Annotated in this window: 15 protein-coding genes and 5 pseudogenes; 10 read left to right on the top strand and 10 right to left on the bottom strand. The window is 38.2% G+C overall.

Annotated elements, in window-relative coordinates; all coding sequences use genetic code 11:
- The 10 genes and pseudogenes from ACFIMA_RS02490 to ACFIMA_RS02445 all read right to left on the bottom strand — a co-directional run.
- A pseudogene (locus tag ACFIMA_RS02490) lies at positions 1-542 on the bottom strand (cell envelope biogenesis protein TolA); the annotation flags it as partial.
- Positions 543-649: 107 nt separating this feature from the next.
- Complete coding sequence (gene tolR, locus ACFIMA_RS02485; protein WP_375652443.1) at positions 650-1,102, bottom strand: protein TolR; 453 nt, start codon at positions 1,100-1,102, stop codon at positions 650-652.
- A gap of 14 nt (positions 1,103-1,116) precedes the next feature.
- Complete coding sequence (gene tolQ / locus ACFIMA_RS02480; protein WP_375606538.1) at positions 1,117-1,830, bottom strand: protein TolQ; 714 nt, start codon at positions 1,828-1,830, stop codon at positions 1,117-1,119.
- A 1,729-nt stretch (positions 1,831-3,559) separates the two neighbouring features.
- On the bottom strand, positions 3,560-4,000 hold the full coding sequence (gene ybgC, locus ACFIMA_RS02475) for a tol-pal system-associated acyl-CoA thioesterase (RefSeq protein ID WP_375611759.1): 441 nt from the start codon (positions 3,998-4,000) through the stop codon (positions 3,560-3,562).
- 211 nt (positions 4,001-4,211) lie between these two features.
- Complete coding sequence (ruvB, locus tag ACFIMA_RS02470) at positions 4,212-5,306, bottom strand: Holliday junction branch migration DNA helicase RuvB (RefSeq protein ID WP_375613207.1); 1,095 nt, start codon at positions 5,304-5,306, stop codon at positions 4,212-4,214.
- A gap of 13 nt (positions 5,307-5,319) precedes the next feature.
- Entirely contained in the window at positions 5,320-5,934 is a 615-nt protein-coding gene (ruvA, locus tag ACFIMA_RS02465; protein ID WP_375611757.1) for a Holliday junction branch migration protein RuvA, read from the bottom strand.
- Positions 5,935-5,947: 13 nt separating this feature from the next.
- Positions 5,948-6,463, bottom strand: coding sequence for a crossover junction endodeoxyribonuclease RuvC (ruvC, locus tag ACFIMA_RS02460; RefSeq protein ID WP_375613206.1), 516 nt, complete (start codon positions 6,461-6,463; stop codon positions 5,948-5,950).
- A gap of 1,314 nt (positions 6,464-7,777) precedes the next feature.
- Positions 7,778-8,021: pseudogene (locus ACFIMA_RS02455) on the bottom strand (DUF1465 domain-containing protein); the annotation flags it as partial.
- Positions 8,022-8,043: 22 nt separating this feature from the next.
- Positions 8,044-8,562, bottom strand: a complete 519-nt coding sequence (locus ACFIMA_RS02450; protein ID WP_273790470.1) for a DUF1465 family protein — start codon at positions 8,560-8,562, stop codon at positions 8,044-8,046.
- Positions 8,563-8,742: 180 nt separating this feature from the next.
- The gene (locus ACFIMA_RS02445) at positions 8,743-9,885 is read right to left on the bottom strand and encodes an OpgC family protein (protein WP_375693063.1); all 1,143 of its coding nucleotides are present in this window, start codon (positions 9,883-9,885) and stop codon (positions 8,743-8,745) included.
- 363 nt (positions 9,886-10,248) lie between these two features.
- Here ACFIMA_RS02445 and ACFIMA_RS02440 point away from each other — a divergent pair, with 363 nt between their 5' ends.
- The 10 genes and pseudogenes from ACFIMA_RS02440 to ACFIMA_RS02395 all read left to right on the top strand — a co-directional run.
- Positions 10,249-10,911: a thiamine phosphate synthase gene (locus tag ACFIMA_RS02440; RefSeq protein ID WP_375632046.1), complete on the top strand. Its 663-nt coding sequence runs from the start codon at positions 10,249-10,251 to the stop codon at positions 10,909-10,911.
- 502 nt (positions 10,912-11,413) lie between these two features.
- Positions 11,414-12,109, top strand: a complete 696-nt coding sequence (locus ACFIMA_RS02435) for a hypothetical protein (RefSeq protein ID WP_375632048.1) — start codon at positions 11,414-11,416, stop codon at positions 12,107-12,109.
- 752 nt (positions 12,110-12,861) lie between these two features.
- Positions 12,862-13,226 (top strand): annotated as a pseudogene (locus ACFIMA_RS02430) (helix-turn-helix domain-containing protein).
- Positions 13,227-13,590: 364 nt separating this feature from the next.
- The gene (locus tag ACFIMA_RS02425) at positions 13,591-14,634 is read left to right on the top strand and encodes a tetratricopeptide repeat protein (protein WP_375693062.1); all 1,044 of its coding nucleotides are present in this window, start codon (positions 13,591-13,593) and stop codon (positions 14,632-14,634) included.
- Positions 14,635-15,240: 606 nt separating this feature from the next.
- Complete coding sequence (locus tag ACFIMA_RS02420; RefSeq protein WP_375620997.1) at positions 15,241-15,609, top strand: helix-turn-helix domain-containing protein; 369 nt, start codon at positions 15,241-15,243, stop codon at positions 15,607-15,609.
- 630 nt (positions 15,610-16,239) lie between these two features.
- Positions 16,240-16,638: a hypothetical protein gene (locus ACFIMA_RS02415; protein ID WP_375613197.1), complete on the top strand. Its 399-nt coding sequence runs from the start codon at positions 16,240-16,242 to the stop codon at positions 16,636-16,638.
- 271 nt (positions 16,639-16,909) lie between these two features.
- Positions 16,910-17,260, top strand: a pseudogene (locus ACFIMA_RS02410) (helix-turn-helix domain-containing protein).
- 478 nt (positions 17,261-17,738) lie between these two features.
- On the top strand, positions 17,739-18,314 hold the full coding sequence (gene efp, locus ACFIMA_RS02405; RefSeq protein ID WP_015856958.1) for an elongation factor P: 576 nt from the start codon (positions 17,739-17,741) through the stop codon (positions 18,312-18,314).
- An 11-nt stretch (positions 18,315-18,325) separates the two neighbouring features.
- Positions 18,326-19,117 (top strand): inositol monophosphatase family protein, encoded by a 792-nt coding sequence (locus ACFIMA_RS02400; protein ID WP_375693061.1) that lies wholly within the window; start codon positions 18,326-18,328, stop codon positions 19,115-19,117.
- A gap of 8 nt (positions 19,118-19,125) precedes the next feature.
- Positions 19,126-19,806 (top strand): annotated as a pseudogene (locus ACFIMA_RS02395) (inositol monophosphatase family protein); the annotation flags it as partial.
- Positions 19,807-19,893: the final 87 nt, after the last annotated feature.

Genomic DNA, 19,893 nt, shown 5'->3' with positions numbered 1-19,893 from the left:
GGTGCCTCCAAAGGCATCTCAGGTGCAACCTTGGGCGCATCCTCTGGTGCCTCCAAAGGCATCTCAGGTGCAACCTTGGGCGCATCCTCTGGTGCCTCCAAAGGCATCTCAGGTGCAACCTTAGGTGCATCCTCTGTTTTTGCTTCTAATAATTCTGGTTTTGTAAGTTCTGGTGCAAATGTTTCTGATGTGTTCTCGCTTGATGGTGGCGATGCTGTTTCAACGGGACGCGGCTTTTCCTTTGATTGAAATGGTGCAAGACTATCTATTTGTCCCTCTCCAATATGGCGTGCATCTTCTTTCTCTTGTGGTTGCATAGTTGGTTTGACGGCAGGGATTGCACGTATAGGAGCCTTCACGGCTCCTTGTTGAGAAGAAAACTCGTCCACCAAAGGAGCAAGAGTGATGGGAATTGCTTCCAACGGTTGTGGTAAAGAGACAGAGCTTGTAAACTGAATAGCTCCCCAACTGAGAAAAATGACATGGACCACAAGGGATAAAGCCAAGCCTCGTTTCATACTATGATAGGAGTCTTTGTTCATTCTTTATGCCTTACTTATGCCTTACATTTTTTCATTTTTAATCACTCTATGCTCTTTTAAAAACATCTTAAAAACAACCGGTTATGCACAATTTTATTACTTATTATTTATTGAGCTAAACTTGCTAACGCAACTTGAGAAAACCCCGCTTTTTGAATATCTGCCAGCAGTTTTAATACTTGCTGATATTCAACAGTTTTAGCAACCCGTACAAAAACCCGTTGATCTTTTTGTGTAGAATCTGCTTCCAGAAGAGTTTTCAGGTGTGCAATCAGGGACTGTGACGTTTCATAATAATCTTGATTAATGGCAAAGCGCCCTTGCGCGTCAAGTGAAACCGTCAGAGGTGTTTTTTGAGCTCGTACGGGACCCGCTTGACTACGAGGCAAATCTAGAGGAACACCGTTCACTAAAAGGGGGGCAGAGACCATAAAAATAATCAACAAGACCAGCATGACATCCACAAAAGGAGTGACATTGATCTCACTCATCAGTTGGCTTCGTGAATGATGCCGCCTACGTGTATTTTTGCGAGAAGAAGAAGCAACAGAAACGCCCATGGATAAGCTCCTTTTTATAAAGAGGAAGGTGCTGTGCGTGTTTCATCAATACGCCGCGATACAATTGTTGAAAATTCATCGGCAAAATTTTCTATTTGTGCAATGATGCGCGCACTTTCATGAGTCAACTTGTTATAAGCAATAACGGCTGGAATTGCTGCAAACAAACCAATAGCGGTTGCCAAAAGCGCTTCTGCAATCCCTGGCGCGACAATGGCAAGTGACGTATTTTGAGAAGCTGAAATAGAAAGAAAAGACTCCATAATACCAATAACTGTTCCAAAAAGTCCGATAAAAGGTCCCGCAGATCCCAATGTCGCAAGAAAACTTAATTTTGATTCTATTTTTTCACTTTCACGTCCCAGCGTCAAATCCATAGCCTTATCAATTCTGCTCTGCAAACTTTTCGATGTATGGGTCCCTTTTTCAAGAGATTTTTTCCATTCAACCATTGCTGCCATAAAAACTGCGGATATACTATTGGTACGTTGACTTTTGCATGATGCATAAAGATCTTCTAGCGCTTTGCCAGACCAAAATGTGCGTTCAAACTGCTTTATTTCACGCCGTATTCTCCGATACGTAAAAATTTTATCAAAAATAATTGCCCAACTCCAGATGGAAGCGAGCAGCAACCCAATCATAACACCTTTCACGATCCAACTCGCTTGCATAAACAAATGCAACATTCCAATTGTTTCCGGATTTGTTAGTTCACCATGCGGCATAATTTTTATCCCTCTAAATGAAAGGTGTATTTTTAAAAGTTTTATAAAACAGATTATTTTATAGTTTCTAAATTTAAGTAAAGACTTTAGTTTCACATAAATCCATGCGCTAAAACAAGACTTGTTTCTTAAATTTCCTTAAAAAGTGATGACGAGAGACATCCCTCAATGCACACCCCCCTCATTTCACAACAGCATTTATGAAAAATATAACGATAAGGATTTCTCCATAAATGCTATAAAAATAAAAGACATAAAAATGCATGATATAAAATCTATTATGCACCACCATCTTTACGCTTATGAAAAGAACGCTAAATCATCATACGCGTTTTAAGCTTAAAATACAGCGATAAGTCTTAGCACTTGAAAAGATTCATAAGAAGCATTTTATTCCTTTCTTAAGTGTTTTTGTACCCACTCATCAACCCCGCTTGTGACATGTAAGAAAATGTTTTTAATTAATTCGCAGCAATAGAGCTTGAAAAGAAAAAATCTTACAAGTTTCAGAATTATCTGAAAGTGACAACGCAATGAATTATCATTGTAAATAAATATGTTATCATCATAAAAGATAACGCTTTGCCTCAGGCTATTATTTCTCTCATTTTCCATCGAATTGAATACGGGGTACACCATCGGGCACAAAAAACGACACTAAACCACCCTACAACACCTCACAACAATGCGCCTCCCCCATGCACCCCTATTATAAGTCCTATATAATCTAGTGTAAGTCTCATGTAATCTCATTGTGTTGTGAATTAGCCCCTTTCAATGCCTATCATCTCTCTGGCACCATGATATAACGTACAAGCTTCCGTGACATGAAAAAAGCCTTTTCACATCTTTACTTCATGAAAACCGGCTTCTTCGCTCTCTTTGCTCACTTGCGATATTTGATCATTATTGCATTGAGAATGATCCATAAAAAACATTTTTACAATTTTTTCAATGATTTATATTGTTCTCTTATGATGTGTAAGCAAATGATTTTAATTGTTTCAACATGAACAGATTTGAAATGAAAGTATTTTATTCTCTTCCTCTATTAGGGTTTGTACCCGTGAGAAGTGATAATTTATCTTTCTAAGTCAATATATTATATAGAATAATATGCTTTTGAAACTTTAAATCAAGAATGCATTTCTGCTTTGTATACATTGATCTCTCACTCATTTACTACGCTTAGAAGCGCACATAAAGTGATGCATTATAGATAGAAATGGATGAAACACGCGCTCTTGTGATGCCAAATGACAATCCAGTAAAAAAACAAATCAAATTGCTTAAAAACACCCTTTGGGTGTTTTGAGACAATTTTCGACCTAATGGCTTATTATCACTTTATTGCAATATTGCGCTGGGTATGTGCATTTTTATAAAAATAAATCTTAATCCATTTTTATTTCTTTTTATATTTTGTACTTTTTCGCTGCTTTCCGATGCCAACAAACCTTTCTTCAAAAGAAAGAAAATATCTTGAGTTTATAGCAGAAAATGGATGAGGCGACATTGTTTTTGAATCATAACATGGATGAGGCGTGTTTAATTTTGTGAAATATCATCTTCAATTTATTGTAGTGTTGTAGCAGAGGTGCTTTCTTTTGCTGTATCGTGTAACCTTGTTAGAAAACATCTAGGCTATGATAAATGTATAGTCTTAGATTGTAGATTACTTTATATCTGCTGATCTCTCCTGAAACTGCTAATTCAATGAATAACACTTTTAACCAAGCATTTTTGCAAAAAGTTCTTTGGGTAAACGTCGCGGTTTTGCCTCCTCATTAATCAGAGCAATTTCAACTTTGGCTGTTACCAACGTAGTCATCTCATGCAAAATAGATTGCTCCATAAAAAAGCGGGCCCCTTGGATATGAGTAACACGTGTTTTAACGACTAAAAGATGATCAATTTTAGCGGGTCTTGAAAAATTAATTTCCATATGACGAACAACAAAAAATAGTTTTTCCCCCTCACCCCCTGCTGCTAACATCTTATTATTAAAACCGGTATCCCGTAAAAACTCTGAACGTCCTCGTTCAAAAAACTCAAGATAACGCGCATGATAAACTACACCGGAAAAATCTGTATCCGCAACATAAACGCGGACCTGAAAATTATGAAAAGCGTTTGTATGATTGCTCTTAAAAGGTGTTATTTCTGTCATCGACTTCATATCCCATAAAATCATCTAATATAGCAAATTATCTATCAATCAAAAGATTGAACACATTTTTGTGTTGAAGTTGTGAAAAGCAAAAAATCTTTAATAGTGCCAAACCTTTTTAGCCAGAATATGCTAAAAGAAGGCACGTCTCTTGTATTTTATGACCTTGCTATAAAATATTCACATAGTTTCTTTTAATAAAGAGAATGTCTTAATCATCTTCCCCATCCCATAAAGACGTCTGAAGTGATGAATTGTCTTGAGCATCAGAAAGTTGAGAACGCCTTTGTATAGACGTTGTAGAGGCTGGAGCAGAAAGCCCTAAATGGCTCCAAGCCTTTTCAGTTAGAATGCGTCCACGAGCGGTTCTTTGAATAAAACCTTGTTGGAGCAAATACGGTTCAACAATATCTTCAATGGCATCGCGTGGTTCTGATAAAGCAGCAGCAATCGTTTCAATCCCCACCGGTCCCCCTAAAAAAGTTTCCGCAATCAGGAGCAAGTAGCGGCGGTCAAGCGGATCAAGCCCAAGATGATCAACCTCAAGGCGCGAAAGGGCTTCATCGGCGATTTTTTGGTCAATTTGTTTTGCCTGTTTAACCAGAGCAAAATCACAAACGCGCCGTAAAAGCCGTCCGGCAATACGAGGCGTCCCGCGTGCTCGGCGTGCAATTTCATGAGCACCATCATCACTGATCTTAACGGCAAAAAGTCGTGCATTACGCTGCACAATATATTCCAATTCTTCTATCGTATAAAAATTGAGACGAATTGGGATGCCAAAACGGTCTCGTAGAGGTGTGGTTAAAAGCCCCAAACGTGTGGTTGCTGCCACCAAAGTAAATTTAGCCAGATCAATTTTCACCGAGCGTGCGGCCGGCCCCTCCCCAATGATCAAATCAAGTTGATAATCTTCCATGGCTGGATAAAGAATTTCCTCAATCGCCGGATTTAAGCGATGAATTTCATCAATAAACAAGACATCACGTTCTTCAAGATTGGTCAAGAGAGCGGCTAAATCTCCTGCTTTAGCGATGACCGGCCCTGAAGTAGAGCGAAAATTAACGCCTAATTCTTTTGCCATAATCTGTGAAAGCGTTGTTTTTCCCAACCCCGGTGGCCCTACAAACAAAACGTGATCCAGCGCTTCTTGCCGCGTTTTTGCTGCTTCAATAAATATTTTTAAATTAGCCCGCGCCGCTTCTTGACCAATAAAGTCATCGAGAACTTGTGGCCTCAAGGAACGATCTGGATCGTTAGGAAGGGGGGCGGAACCCAGAAGGCGTTTATCTTCATCTTTATGCATTGTTACCTTGATTTTAAGTAGGAGAAGAAAGCAATTTGAGACTATGGCGGATCAGCAGGGCAGAAGAAACAGTTTCCCCCTCAAGAGCATTCATCGCAAGAGCAAGAGCACGAGATGCATGCTCCCGTTCAAACCCTAGCTTCATCAACGCGGAAAGCGCATCATGCGCAGGTTGATTGGTCATCTCACGCTGAGAAACCGAAACAGTCTTGACAGCTTGTTCAAAGGGGAGTGTTTTACTTTTCAGTTCACCCACAATTCTTTCACTGACTTTTTTACCAACGCCTGGCGCTCGACTAATCATCGCAACATCGTTTAAAGCAATAGCCTGTGCAAGTTCATCTGGCGATAAAGTACCCAAGATTGCCAAAGCAACCTTTGCCCCTACTCCAGGAACATTTTGTAGAAGACAAAACCACTCCTGTTCAGCTCTTGTAGCAAAACCAAAAAGGCGGATTGCGTCTTCCCGAACATGCGTTTCAATAAAAAGGCTTAACGCCTCCCCAACAGAGGGTAAAGAAGGACGCAGCCGATTTGACACAAAAACAACATACCCCACACCGTGAACATCAAGAAGGATATGATCATCAAAGATATGTTCAAGAGTGCCCTTTAATTTGCCAATCATGCTTCCACCCCACTCATATCGCCATCCTTGCCTGATAAGATCGGTCAATACTGTTACGATGCATACTATGACAAAGAGCAAGAGCAAGAGCATCAGCCGCATCACTGCTATCAAATTCAGCCCGTGGGAGAAGAACTTTGACCATCATATGGATTTGTTCTTTAGCCCCATGTCCAACCCCAATAACTGATTTTTTCACTTTGTTGGGCGCATATTCAAAAACAGGAAGATTTGCTTGCGCAGGAACCAGCAGTGCAATTGCACGCGCTTGCCCAAGTTTTAAAGTTGCTGTAGCATCTTTGTTGACAAACACATGTTCTACAGCAGCTTCATGGGGCATAAATTGATGCACAACCTCTGAAAGACCTTTGTGGATCTGACATAGTCTGGAAGCCAGCTCACACTGTACATCAGAAGAAACCGTCCCTGCTGCAATAAACTGAAGACGATTACCCGCAACATCGATAACGCCCCACCCTGTACGCCGTAATCCGGGATCAATGCCTATAATACGAATCGTCTCTGCCATAAACTACAGTCTATACACTTTTCCCCCCTGTGAATAAAGATGTGAATAAAGACAAGACCACAAAGAAACCAGCAACCCAAGACAAAACCAGTAAAAAGATAATCATATCCCCCAAATTTATACAATTATAACACACAACGAACAGCATCTTTATGGAATACACTTTATGAAGCATAACTGAAATCAATCAAAACCATTCACACATCACAAGCAAGCACCCTCTAAAGCATAAAAATTCCCTTTCTATATCATATCCAATGCCATAACGGTTAAACATCGCAAACGAGAAAATAGATCAGTGCTGGATTGCACATTCATAAGTATAAAGAGGCTATGAAACGGATGCTACACACTTTGCGAAAACTTTTTACATTATAGCATGACGCTATCATAACAAGGCAACACGTTGATTTATAAAGATAATTAATTATTTTGTATGTTGCATAAGAATCCCGAATATCCTAAGATTTTCTCATTACAAATCTGTTTATCTTGAATCAATCAAAACCATTCGCTTACATATGAAACGTGGGATTGCCGTATAGAGTGAAACTGTACAAGAAAGGACTAAAAATGCCTCTAATGAATTGTCTCAAGTGCCAAGAGCTTGTCGCAACATTGAGAACTGGAAAATATGATGATAGTGCCGGCTTTTTCCTTTGCAAACGTAAAAATGAGAGAGGCTCAACGAATGTGAATAAGAACTGAGAGGTGTTTTTGAGTATACTCATCACACCACAATGACATTGCGTAGAGAGGGACATTGCATGGGGGCACAGGGAACCCATGGGGCATTCATTATATGGCACTTTATTTTGGATATTTTATTTTACGCGAGGAAAAATAACTTCCATTCAAAACAAAAGAAGCCCCAAAACTGCAACAATGTGTATCATCCTCATTAACACACACTTTACAGCAGCTTTATAGGCATAAATTATAGAGCACAAATAAATTGATGTACAAGCCCCTACTCTATCTTAAAGCCAGATCATTATCAGAGCCAAAACAAAATCACACGATAGATCAACAGAAAGTGTTCCAGCTGCAATCAACCAAAGTCGATTTCCATAAGACCAACCATACTCCATCCCATGCCATATTCGAAATCAATACTTATACACCCCCTCTAAGCTATAAGCTCAAGATATTTCTACGCCAAATAGAAATTAGGCAGAAAAAAACACTCTAGATTAGTTTTAATTGTGAAATTTCGGTTGTAAAAAAAATGGGTATACTGCTCTAAATATCGTAAGAAAGAAGCAAGGAGCTATTCTTCTCAGAACGCCCAAAAGCTGTTTTCAGTAATTCAATTTATTTTCCCACTAGATTATCATCGTTCAAGATAAAGCCGCCGCTTATTGACCAAAGCGCTTAAACTACAGCAGCATCTCTAAATGAAAAAAATGCACGCTTCTAAACGTAATGAATGAGAACAAATTGACGGAAAGTTTCTGGCAATTCATGCCAATGAGGGGTTTCAAGTTCCAATGTCGGTGTATGAAGTGACACTTTTACAATTTCTTTTTTTTATTTGTTCTGATGATATTTCTCCTTCGCACAAAGCAAGGGGAGTCCCTCTAAGAACGCCCAAAGGCTGTTTTGAGCAATTCGATTTGTTTTCCCACTGGATTATCATCTTCTAGAGCACAGGAGGCCGCAGTTTCCCACCCAGCACGCATATAGGTTATCCGCGCTTCTAAACGCAATGAATGAGAAACAAATTGGCGAAAAATTTCTGGCAATTCATGCCAATGAGGGGTTTCAAGTTCCAATGTCGGTGTATGAAGTGACACTTTTACAATTTCTTTTTTTATTTGTTCTGATGACATTTCCCCTTCACGCTCTGCGCGAAGAAGAAGGAGTTGAGAAGCGATTTGCATAAGTCGTGTACTTAAATACATAGCCTCTTTCGCATAGACTGCAGAAACCTCTGCCGAAAGAGAGCGTGCCACTAATTTCCCTTCTGAGTCAATATACGCTGCGGTTTCTTCAATCAGCGCCATTGTTTCTTCATAGAGACGATTAAAAGCATTTTCAAAAGCATTATGCTCAATCATGATAATAGGTTCATCATATGGACGTTTATGTACACTCACGCTTTTATACTCCAAGTATCAGCACAAAATCACACCCCTTAACGAATAGAGTATTAAAAAGTTTCTTTTGTTGCTGTATAGAACGCTTTTTTTTAAAACTGCTACCTCTTTTAATTTTTTTGCGCAACGCACTTTTTATACTAAGGTTAACGTGCCCAACAAACACTACAGGAATATTTTTTATAAACGGATCATTTTCCTTGAAAATGACCACTGCCAAGATTGCCGTTTTTCACAATAATAAGCGACTCCAAATTGCAAAGCAATACCCGTTATTATTAAGAGGGTATCGGAAAAAAACGTTTCTGTCATCACTGTTTTTATAATTTGTCCAAACATCGCAAAAATGGTTCCCGTTACAAAGACCGGTAAACTATGTTTTCCTAAAATTGCTAAAGGATGTTTCTGAGAGACATAAAACCATTTATTGATGCGCGGCAAAGAAAGAATGAGAAAGGCTAATGCAAGAACATGGAGTAAACGTGGCAAGCTTAAAAAGGTTTTATTAAAGTTCACCAATGGGGAAGACCAGCCAAGCCACCCCAAAATGCCCCACCAGTTTAAGCGAACCCATAACAGTGCCAACAAGAGATACGCTGCCGCACAAACAATCCAAAAAGACTGAAAAGCGATTTTTTTTCCTTGTTTAAGCGCTAAAGTACTGGTCAATCCTATGACAAATAAGAATTGCCAAGACAAAGGATTTAAAAACCACTTTCCCTTTAAAGGATAAGAAGGAGGAGCAATTTTATAAAATCCGCAGATAAGATACAGTGTAAAGGAGCCCAAAAGCAGCCATTTTGTCTGCTTACAACTCAAATAAAGGATAAAAGGCGCAAAAAACATCAAAACGATATAAAGAGGAAGAATATTATTATATCCCAATTGATGCCCAAAGCTTAAGGTACTCAAAAATGCGATACCAGGCTCTTTAAAAAAGAGTCCTATATTGTTCATCGATAAAAGTTTTTCTGTTTTCCATAATAAAAAGGCAGCAAAAAAAAGACTTAACGTGACAAAAGTAGTAAAAAGATATGCACCATAGAGCTGCAGAGCTCTGTACCAAAGTTTTCGGATAATAAAAGCAAAGGATTTTTGCTGTAACCGTCCATGAAAGCTTAACCCAAGAGCAATCCCTGAAAGCAAAACAAACACTTCTGCACAATCAGAAAAACCGAAATTTCTATGAGTAAAAGACTCATAGATCGTTCTGGGAATATGGTTGATGAAAATCGTCAATAAGGCTAAAGAACGAAAAACATCAATACGTGTATCACGGCGAAAAGGTTGAGTATTATGCTCAAGAATACCTTGGTATTTCATCAGTGGACTCCCACACGTCACACCCCCCTTGAAGTCCCATAAAATGGTGCTTACCCTTATTGCCAACAAGCATGAACAGGATGAAATTTTAATTTTTAAGTGTCAAGTTTCATTTTAAGCGTTTATTTTTTAAAAGCAAAAGTTTTTTAAAGGCAAAAGAACGAAAAGCGTCCATACGTGTATCACAACAAAAAGGCGACATATTATGCTTAAAAACACTTTCATTTCTCATAAGCAGGCTCCCACACACCCACAAATCCTTTAAATTACGTGAAAATGGTGGTCACTTTCATCGCAAATAAGCATAATAGAATGAAACTTTAATTTTTAAGCGTTATTTTTTCTAAGAAACAGGGATTTGACATGACACAACAAAAAAATAAACCAATTGATCCACCTCTTTTCCCTCAGTTGATTTTAACACTTGATGTTCGGCGCAACACCCCACACACATTTTTGCAGCAAATTTTACAAACAAAGTCTTTTGCATGCGTCATCCTCTATGATTCTGAAAAATTGAAAGATGATAGCTCTTTTTTACAACAACAAGCGCAAACTTACGCAGAAGATATTCAACATCATGACGCAGCCCTTCTCATTGCTGATGACAGCCGCATTGCTGGGCGCATAAAGGCTGATGGATTGCACATAGAAGATGATCTTAACGCTCTTGAAAGCTTCAAAAATCAGCAAAAGGAACAAAAAATTATAGGCTTTGGCAATTTACGCAATCGCCATAGTGCTATGCTTGCAGCGGAAACAGGTGTTGATTACCTGTTCTTTGGAAAACTCGGTGCTGATAAAAAACCCCAAGCGCACCCCCGCAATCTCCAGTTAGCAACATGGTGGGCAGAAATTATGCAAACCCCCGCCATTATCCAAGCAGGAAGCGATTTTTCAACCTTTGATGAAGTCTTAAAGACTGGATGTGAATTCATTGCTGTAGAAGAAGTCATTTTGGGGAACGACAACCCCTTAATACTGCTTAAAACAATGCAAGAAAAATGTGAAAACACCCCCTTGTAATATAGGAGACATACATAAGCCGCTGATAAAACCCCATACACTCACTCATGCAATACCCAGTGAACATAGCGATAAGTAAAAGCTACGAAAATCCCTGCCATAGTTCAAGCAGGAAACAATTTTGCACTCTTTGATAAAATCTTAAACACCACATATGAATTCATTGCTGTAGAAGAAGTGATTTTGGGGAACGACAACCCCCTGATGATACTTAAAATGATAAAAATAAGGGAAAAACCAAAGCACTTTCAAAAAAACAGTACACTGTCTCAAATTAAATTAGAGATTTTAGTTACTAACAATAACAATAATTAATAATAATAATAATAATAATAGTAGTAGTTATAGATTACTTAATATAAAAATAAATAATTTTTAATTAAGGGATATTGTAAATGTAATTAACAGTAATTACATGAGTTATTGTTTCATAAATTATTATTCAACAAATTTTATCAATAAAAAATGTATTATACAGTTTTTAAATTAAAAAGGGGAGAAAATGAAAAATACAAAAAATATTGATTTTGACTATATTTATAGTTCATTTGTTTCAAGATTTTATTGGAAATGTAACTATTTTAAAAACGTATTTTCACCTTTCTATATAGAGAAAAGTCTTTTTAAACATGGCATGTTAGGTCTTTTTGAGGATGAAACACAGGGGTTTTTACTGTTACCATGTGAAGCTCACTTACAAGAAGGAGAACCAACAGAATACAAATGCAGTGGGAATGGCTATTCAAAAATAATTAATAAAGAGAATATTGTCATTCTTAGAAATGGTATATCTAGTGATATTCCATCTTTAATAGCTAAAAAATATGCAGAGAGGACATATAATATATTTCAAAATCATGGTATTGTAGCGCGAACATTAAAAAATGCGGTTTCATTCCCCATAAGTCCTGAAAGCCCTATACAAAATTTAGAAAACTTGCGAAAGCACCTAGAAACTTCAATCTCTGTAGCTGATCCTGGAAGCCTTATACAAAATTTAGAAGATTTGTGGCAACAACGAGACGACTTGCTTAATGAAGCTTTCTCAATATTAGGATTAAAAAAAGGAGATAATTTTATACGCTGTGTACATGCAAGAGAGACTTTTGTGAAAAATTGTAAAGATCGTTTTAATTTTGATATTAGTTTTAAAAGCCAATATGAATATCAGGAAGAATTATCCTCTCGCTTACGGTAAAATCAAGCACCATTAATTGTCATTAGGATGTGAAAATCATAGTAGTAAAATAACTAAGCTTTGCTTTAATGAGGGGCTCTCCGCCTCTCATTAAAAAGCTGTAAGTTACAAAAACTTTTTTCATTTTTACTGCAATCTCCTAAAATCACTTTATTCCCCCTATAATCACTTTATCATTGAGCAAATGTTTTTTATCGCATACACAACACCTAGGAAGGGTTTGAAACAACTTCTTGCATATTAAAATGGGAGAGATTTTTCAATTTTAAAAGAAGCTTGTATACTACCATTGTCCGAGCATCTGTACCTATATTGTCAAAGTGAGAGAGTGCTAAGATTGCGGGAAATCATAGCGCATCCAAATTATCTTATATTGTATCGAGTAGCTGCAAAATAAACTGAGATTTTAACCGTAGTACACGCCCGCCGTAAATTTCCTAACTCCATTTGATTTGATGAAAAACGCAATACCTCTCACGAGAAAAACACTATTTTAATTTTTATTGTAAATTTCCTAAAATTACTTTATGAATTAAAAGATGTTTTGGTCGCATACGCAACGACCAAGAGGGTCTTGAAAGCCCGAAAATCTAAACATGAATTTACCCCACTTTGTGGGTATCCCGGAATTCCGGGAGTTTTTGCTATGTCCAGGTGCTTTAAGCACTAAAAGCAAAAAAAGCTGATTAGATTTCAGTACTTTCAAGCTCCCGGAATACTCATGCGAGGGCGCTCGCAACCGGCGGGGAAAAATGCAATCTCAAAATCTTAATATTGATCTTTTTATTGGCAAAAAAATTCGTTTGAGACGAAAAATGCTAAAAATGTCTCAAACAACTTTAGGACACGCTTTAAGTGTCACTTTCCAACAAATTCAAAAATATGAAAACGGCTTAAATCGTGTCAGCGCAGGGCGTTTAATGGAAATTTCTGATATTTTGAATGTTCCCATTGCCTTTTTTATGCCGATATCATTACAAAACACCAGCCCCCATATCATCATGATGAAATCGCATCAAACACAGAGGAATACCTGCTGCTCAAAAGATTTAGAGTTCTAACAACGGTAAAAAAGAAAGCCTTTTTACAACTGATCTCTGATGAGAATGCAAGCTAACATCACATGAATAGCGTGCGCTATTCATAAGCATTCATACGTATTTTAAAAAGCAACCTCCATTGTAAGCATTTTTTCATTTTAGGGGGAGAAGCCATTGATATAATAGAAGATAAGCATCTTTACATACGATAACCCTTCATCATTATTATTTTTAACAGGACTGTATTATTTTTAACAGGACTGTTTTAAACAGTCTGTCTCTCGTCGACATTTATGCTACTTTTTTAACTTACCCAACCCTACCTTGAACCAAGACGAAAAACTGAGAGATAAAAAGTAATATAGAAATGAAATTCTTATACGGCTTGTAATGATGAAAAAAAAATGTGAAAATTCTGATCGGTAATGAGGAGAAAACACCATGATCAAGAGAAGCGTGAAGCTGCTTATCTTAGGCGTGATTGGGCTTGCAAGTTCTGCTGTAAGTTCAGCGGGAAACACTGAAGAAATCTCAAATTCTGAAAGCTCTTTCAATACGATTCAAGAAGCTTCAAACACTCAAGAACCCTTTCAGCCCTTAAAAGCTGGAGACTATGACCAAGCCTATGACTATTACATCCAAGGTTATTATTTAAAAGCTTTTCGTGAAGCACTCCGACGTGCTGAAAAAAATGATCCTTTTGCACAAACTCTTCTTGCCCGAATTTATATGGAAGGATGTGCTGTTCCTATTGACGGTGCGCGTGCTGCTTTATGGTTTGAACGCGCTGCAAAACAGGGAGAACCCCAAGCACAACTACGCTATGGACTTATGTTGTTTGATGGTAACTTTATAAAACAAAATCAAGAACTTGGTGCGCAATTCATTCGAAAAGCTGTCAAAGCAGGCGTCAAGGAAGCCTATTTTTATTATGGACAACTGCTTCTTTATAAAGCCTCACAGGAAAAACAAGCTCTCCCCGGTGTTTCTTCCCAAAGTCGTGAAAATGAAGCAATAGAGCAAGCCTTAAAATGGTACTTAAAAGGTGCTGCTCTTGGGGATGCTGAAGCGGCTTTTTCTGCTGCAAAAATTCTTTCCTTAGGCACGTTAAAGCGACCAAAAGATGATCGCAATGCCCGCAAGCTCATGGAAGTAGCAGCTCAAAACAACCACTTAAAAGCTCAACTTCATTTAGCACAATGGCTTGTACAGGGGCGTGGAGGAGAAACAGATTTTCAGCGTGCTTTTCATTTACTTCACAGAAATGCCGTCAACATGATTGCACCAGCACAGATTTCCCTTGCAAGGCTTTATCGAGATGGCACAGGAACAAAAGGCGATATAATAATGGCAGCGGCATGGTATATGCTCGCAAAGGAAGCAAAAATGCAAGCTCCTGATCTTGAAATAATGCTCCAAGGCATGGACAAGACACAACTAGAAAAAGCGCACAAAGAAGCAATAAAGCTCCTTCCTGTTTTTTAAAATACTCCTCTCTGCTTCAAAAAGATAAAATTTATAGAAATTCCGGGAGATTTTGCTCTGTCCAGGTGCTTTAAGCACTAAAAGCAAAAAGGCTGATTCGAGGTCAGTGTTTTTAGACTCCCGGAATACCAACGCGAGGGCGCTCGCAACCGGCGGGGGCTTTAAAATGCGAGCCAAAAATCTTGATAATGACATTTTCATTGGTAAAGAAAACGCACTGGTATCATTTGCTTAACAAACAATATCCAATAAGCAAAAGAGCTAGACTATCCCGAAAATTCCGCAAGCTCTATTTTTTCATTCTTTTTGCTTGGACGAAAAACACGCCGTCTCTTATAAAAAAACTATTTTTTATTGCCAAGCCTCCGAAATTACTTTACATATTTAAAGGTATTTTTGATCGTATACGCAACGATCAACGGGGATTAAAAACCCTAAGGTCCGATACATAAAAATGAACCCACTCTGTGGGTATCCCGGAATTCCGGGAGATTTTGCTATGTCCAGGTGCTTTAAGCACTAAAAGCAAAATGCTGATTCGGACTCAGTGTTTTTAACTCCCGGAATACCAATGCGAGGGCGCTCGCACTCGGAGGGGGCTTTAAAATGCGAGCCAAAAATCTTGATAATGACATTTTCGTTGGCAAAAAAATTCGTTTGAGACGAAAAATGCTAAAAATGTCTCAAAAAACATTAGGTCAACATTTAGGTGTTACTTTCCAACAAATCCAGAAATATGAAAACGGCTTAAATCGTGTCAGCGCAGGGCGTTTAAAAGAAATTGCCGATATCTTAAATGTTCCACTTGTCTTTTTCTATGCGGACACCTCAGCAAAACAACAGCCCCCATACCCTCATGATGAAATCGCATCAAGTACAGAAGAATACCTGCTGCTCAAAAGATTTAGAGTTCTAACCTCGATAAAACAAAGAGCCATTTTACAATTACTCTCTGATCAAAATGAAAGCTTTTAACATCATAATATAGGGCGCTACACTCTCTATTCTTGACTTGCCTCCCACCCCTCAAAGGACAGAAGCCCCTTCCCTATCCAGTTGGGAAACAATCCGTCTTCTCAGAACAGAACTCTTTTAGCTTCCCATTTTATGTGGTTCATTTCACAAAATTATCCGGACAAGCTCTCCCTCAAATATTCACCACACACTCTCATAAAAACATCACATGTGCAAAGTTTTATGTCTTATAGCACCACACCTCAAACGATAGTATTTTACAGCAAACAGAATAAGCATTCATACGTATTAAAAAAGATAGCCCTCAAAAAGCAATGCTTGAAAATTTTTTTGATCAATCTGGAATAACACTTAACACATCATTTTATAATAGAGATGGAGGATATGATCTTAACATGCAACCGCAAAAAATTGCTTTTTTATCATAATCACTAAAAGCAGCTGTTTATTAAAATATACGCCACCAGAAGCACTTCAAGCAGCCTTTACAGCTGAAACCATTATTCATTGATTAATTAACCGATTGATTAGATACCGATATGTTGTTAATGTGCTATAAGTAAAGTTGCTCTTATTTCTGGAAGAGGAGCTTCGCAAATAAAGAGCAACAATAAGTAAGGGGAATTAAAGATGTTAAAATATTTATTGCTGTCACCGGTTGTGTTGGTGGCTGGTTGCGCATCTGTAGGCAGTTATTCATCAAATTATGTTGATCAAAGTCTTACAAAGCGTCAGGCACAATTAGTTGCTAACAAATTTATTAGCGATATCAAGAGACCTCTACCACCAGCTACAACCACATTTCTTATAAAGAAAAATAATACAGCAGACAACTTTACTCCTTTATTTATCAATCTGTTGCGACGGAATGGATATAATGTGATCTATACAGATCAACCTCAAAAGCAACAAAACATGGGTGTGAATTTGAGGTATAGAATAAAATTAAATAGTAGCACTATAGTGTCTCTTTTTCAGTATAGTGTGAACGGAGAACTACGTGCTCATATAAGTACTCAGCCCAGATGAACCCGCTATTTAATGTAAACATACTCTATATTTTACACGTAAAGACTTAAAAGCTCTTGCGAAAGGCAAAGAGATTTGCATCTCAATAAAAACCCTCATTTTTAGCCAGAAAAGAAGAATACTAAAAATAATGAAAATGCCCCACACCCTAGTGAATTGTTACGCGAAGATGTAAATGCAAAACTTGGACTATCTGTGATTGAAGCAGCTGAAGAGTTTTCTATATCCCGTGTAGCATTTTCTAGGGTCTTGGTAAAATCCTTATAACGACATTTTCAGTGGCAAATTCATTGGCAAAAAAATTCGTTTGAGACGAAAAATGCTAAAAATGTCTCAAACAACTTTAGGTTAACATTTAGGTGCCACTTTCCAACAAATCCAGAAATATGAAAACGGCTTAAATCGTGTCAGCGCAGGGCGTTTAAAAGAAATTTCTGATATCCTAAATGCTCCACTTGTCTTTTTCTATGCTGATATCTTAACAAAACAACTGCCCCCGTACTCTCATGATGAAATCGCATCAAGTACAGAAAAATACCTGCTGCTCAAAAGATTTAGAGTTCTAACCTCGATAAAACAAAGAGCCTTTTTACAATTACTCTCTGATCAAAATGAAAGCTAACACCCCGCGATAACACACACCACGCTCTATCCCATGAGACACTCATAATAAACTCCGTATTCACATATTCTTAATTAAAAACACCTCATGGTTTTAGGGAACTTATATCATTGCCATCAATTATACCATTGCCATCAATGATGATATTTTACGACACAACGGGATAAATTTCCCCAAAAATTCTAAAAAATTTTTGTGCAAATTTTTAAAAAGCTTGCGTCTGAGCGCTTTTTATGGTCTTGCAAAGAGCTGAAAAGCAAAAATACATAAAGGTCCTTTTTTACTTAAGCTTTTCTCTTTGCAAAAAGCAGGAGAAAGCCCATAAAGAGCACACAGGACCATGAGAGAGCAGCAAGGTTAATCAAAGGGATTTTAGCCCGAAAATAACAAAAGAGCTTGACCGTTAAAGGCAGCAAAGAAAAGCGCCATAAAGACAACAAGAAAGTTCTTTTTGCAAGAATAGAATTGGATAGAAACGATGAAAATTAATGGCAATGAAATTCGCCCTGGTAATGTGATCGAACATCAAGGAAGCTTATGGGTTGCTGTTAAATGCAACGCTGTAAAACCAGGAAAAGGTGGTGCATTTAACCAAGTTGAAATGAAAAATTTGATTGATGGTACAAAACTTAATGAGCGATTTCGCGCTGCTGAGACAGTTGAACGCGTGCGCCTTGAACAAAAAGATTTCACCTTTCTTTATCAACAAGGGGATGCTTTGGTCTTTATGGATTCAGAATCTTATGAACAACTAGAACTTCAAAAGGATTTTGTTGGTGAACGTGCTGCTTTTCTCCAAGATGGGATGACTGTCACAGTTGAACTTTATCAAGAAAAGCCTATTGGCATCTCACTTCCTGATCAAGTTGCTGTCACGATTGCAGAAGCCGATCCTGCCATCAAAGGACAAACGGTTACCTCCTCTTATAAACCCGCCATTCTTGAAAACGGGATTCGTATTCTTGTTCCCCCCTTTATGAATGCTGGTGAACGTATCATTGTAGACACCAATGAGTTGATTTATTTGCGTCGTGCAAATGAAAAAGATAAATAAAGGAATAAAAAATGGCCCATTCTGCAGTCATGAATGTCATGGTGCAAGCTGCAATGAAAGCAGGACGCTCGTTGGTACGTGATTACGGTGAAGTGCAAAATTTGCAAGTGTCTTTGAAAGGACCAGCAGATTATGTCAGCCAAGCAGATCGCAAAGCGGAAAAAATTATTTTCAATGAACTAAGCAAGGCGCGCCCCAAATTTGGTTTTCTGATGGAAGAGTCAGAAGAAATCATTGGAGAAGATTCACAACACCGTTTTATTGTTGACCCTTTAGATGGCACCACAAATTTTCTCCATGGCATTCCTTTTTTTGCTGTTTCCATTGCCTTAGAAAGCCAAGGAAAAATCGTTGGTGGTGTCATTTACAATCCCGTGAATGATGAACTCTTCACCGCAGAACGCGGGTGTGGTGCTTTTTTCAATGACCGCCGCTGTCGCGTTTCTGCTCGACGCAGACTAGAAGATTGTGTCATTGCCACAGGAATGCCTCATTTTGGTCGCCCAAATCATGGAACCTACCTTATTGAATTACGTAATGTGATGGCAGAGGTTGCCGGACTTCGCCGTTTTGGGGCTGCTGCTCTTGATTTAGCTTATGTGGCTGCTGGAAGAACCGATGGCTTTTGGGAAGATAACCTGCAAATTTGGGATATGGCTGCTGGAATACTGATGGTTCGTGAAGCCGGTGGTTTTGTCACCGATAAAGAAGGCGGCAACAATATATTTCGCAAAAAAAATATCATTGCCGGCAATGAACACATTCGCCTAAAATTAGAAAAAACCCTCAAACAAGGCATTTAGACCTCAGAAAAGATCTAGCAGATGACCTCAGCCAAGCAGATCGCAAAGCGGAAAAAATTATTTTCAATGAATTAAGCAAAGCGCGCCTCAAATTTGGTTTTCTGATGGAAGAGTCAGAAGAAATCATTGGCGAAGATTCACAACACCGTTTTATTGTTGATCCTTTGAGATGGCACCACAAATTTTCTCCATGGCATTCCTTTTTTTGCTGTTTCCATTGCCTTAGAAAGCCAAGGAAAAATCGTTGGTGGTGTCATTTACAATCCCGTGAGTGATGAACTCTTCACCGCAGAACGCGGGTATGGTGCTTTTTTCAATAACCGACGCTGTCGCGTTTCTGCTCGACGCAGACTGGAAGATTGTGTCATTGCTACAAGCATGCCTCATTTTGGTCGTCCAAATCATAGAGCCTATCTTATTGAATTACGCAATATAATGATGGAAGTTACTGGACTTCGCCGTTTTGGCGCTGCTGCTCTCGAATTTAGCTTATGTGGCTGCTGGAAGAACCGATGGCTTTTGGGAAGATAACCTGCACATTTTTGATAAAACTACCAGCATACTGATGCTTCGCAAAACCGGTGTTTTTGTCACTAATAAAGAAGGCGGTAGCGATATATTCCGCAAAAAAACATCATTGCCGGAAATGAACACATTCGCATCAAACTATAAAAAAAACTTCAAAAAAGCATTTAATTCTTACAGTTTTTTACAAAACCCTTAGAACCTTAAACAAACACATGAAGAAAGAGTTTTTAATTTTCTTTACAGAAAAC

This window comes from Bartonella sp. AP88HLJMH (assembly GCF_042195605.1).
Lineage (GTDB): Bacteria > Pseudomonadota > Alphaproteobacteria > Rhizobiales > Rhizobiaceae > Bartonella.
Note: the sequence above shows the minus strand (reverse complement) of the source record. Positions and strands in the feature narration are given on the sequence as shown.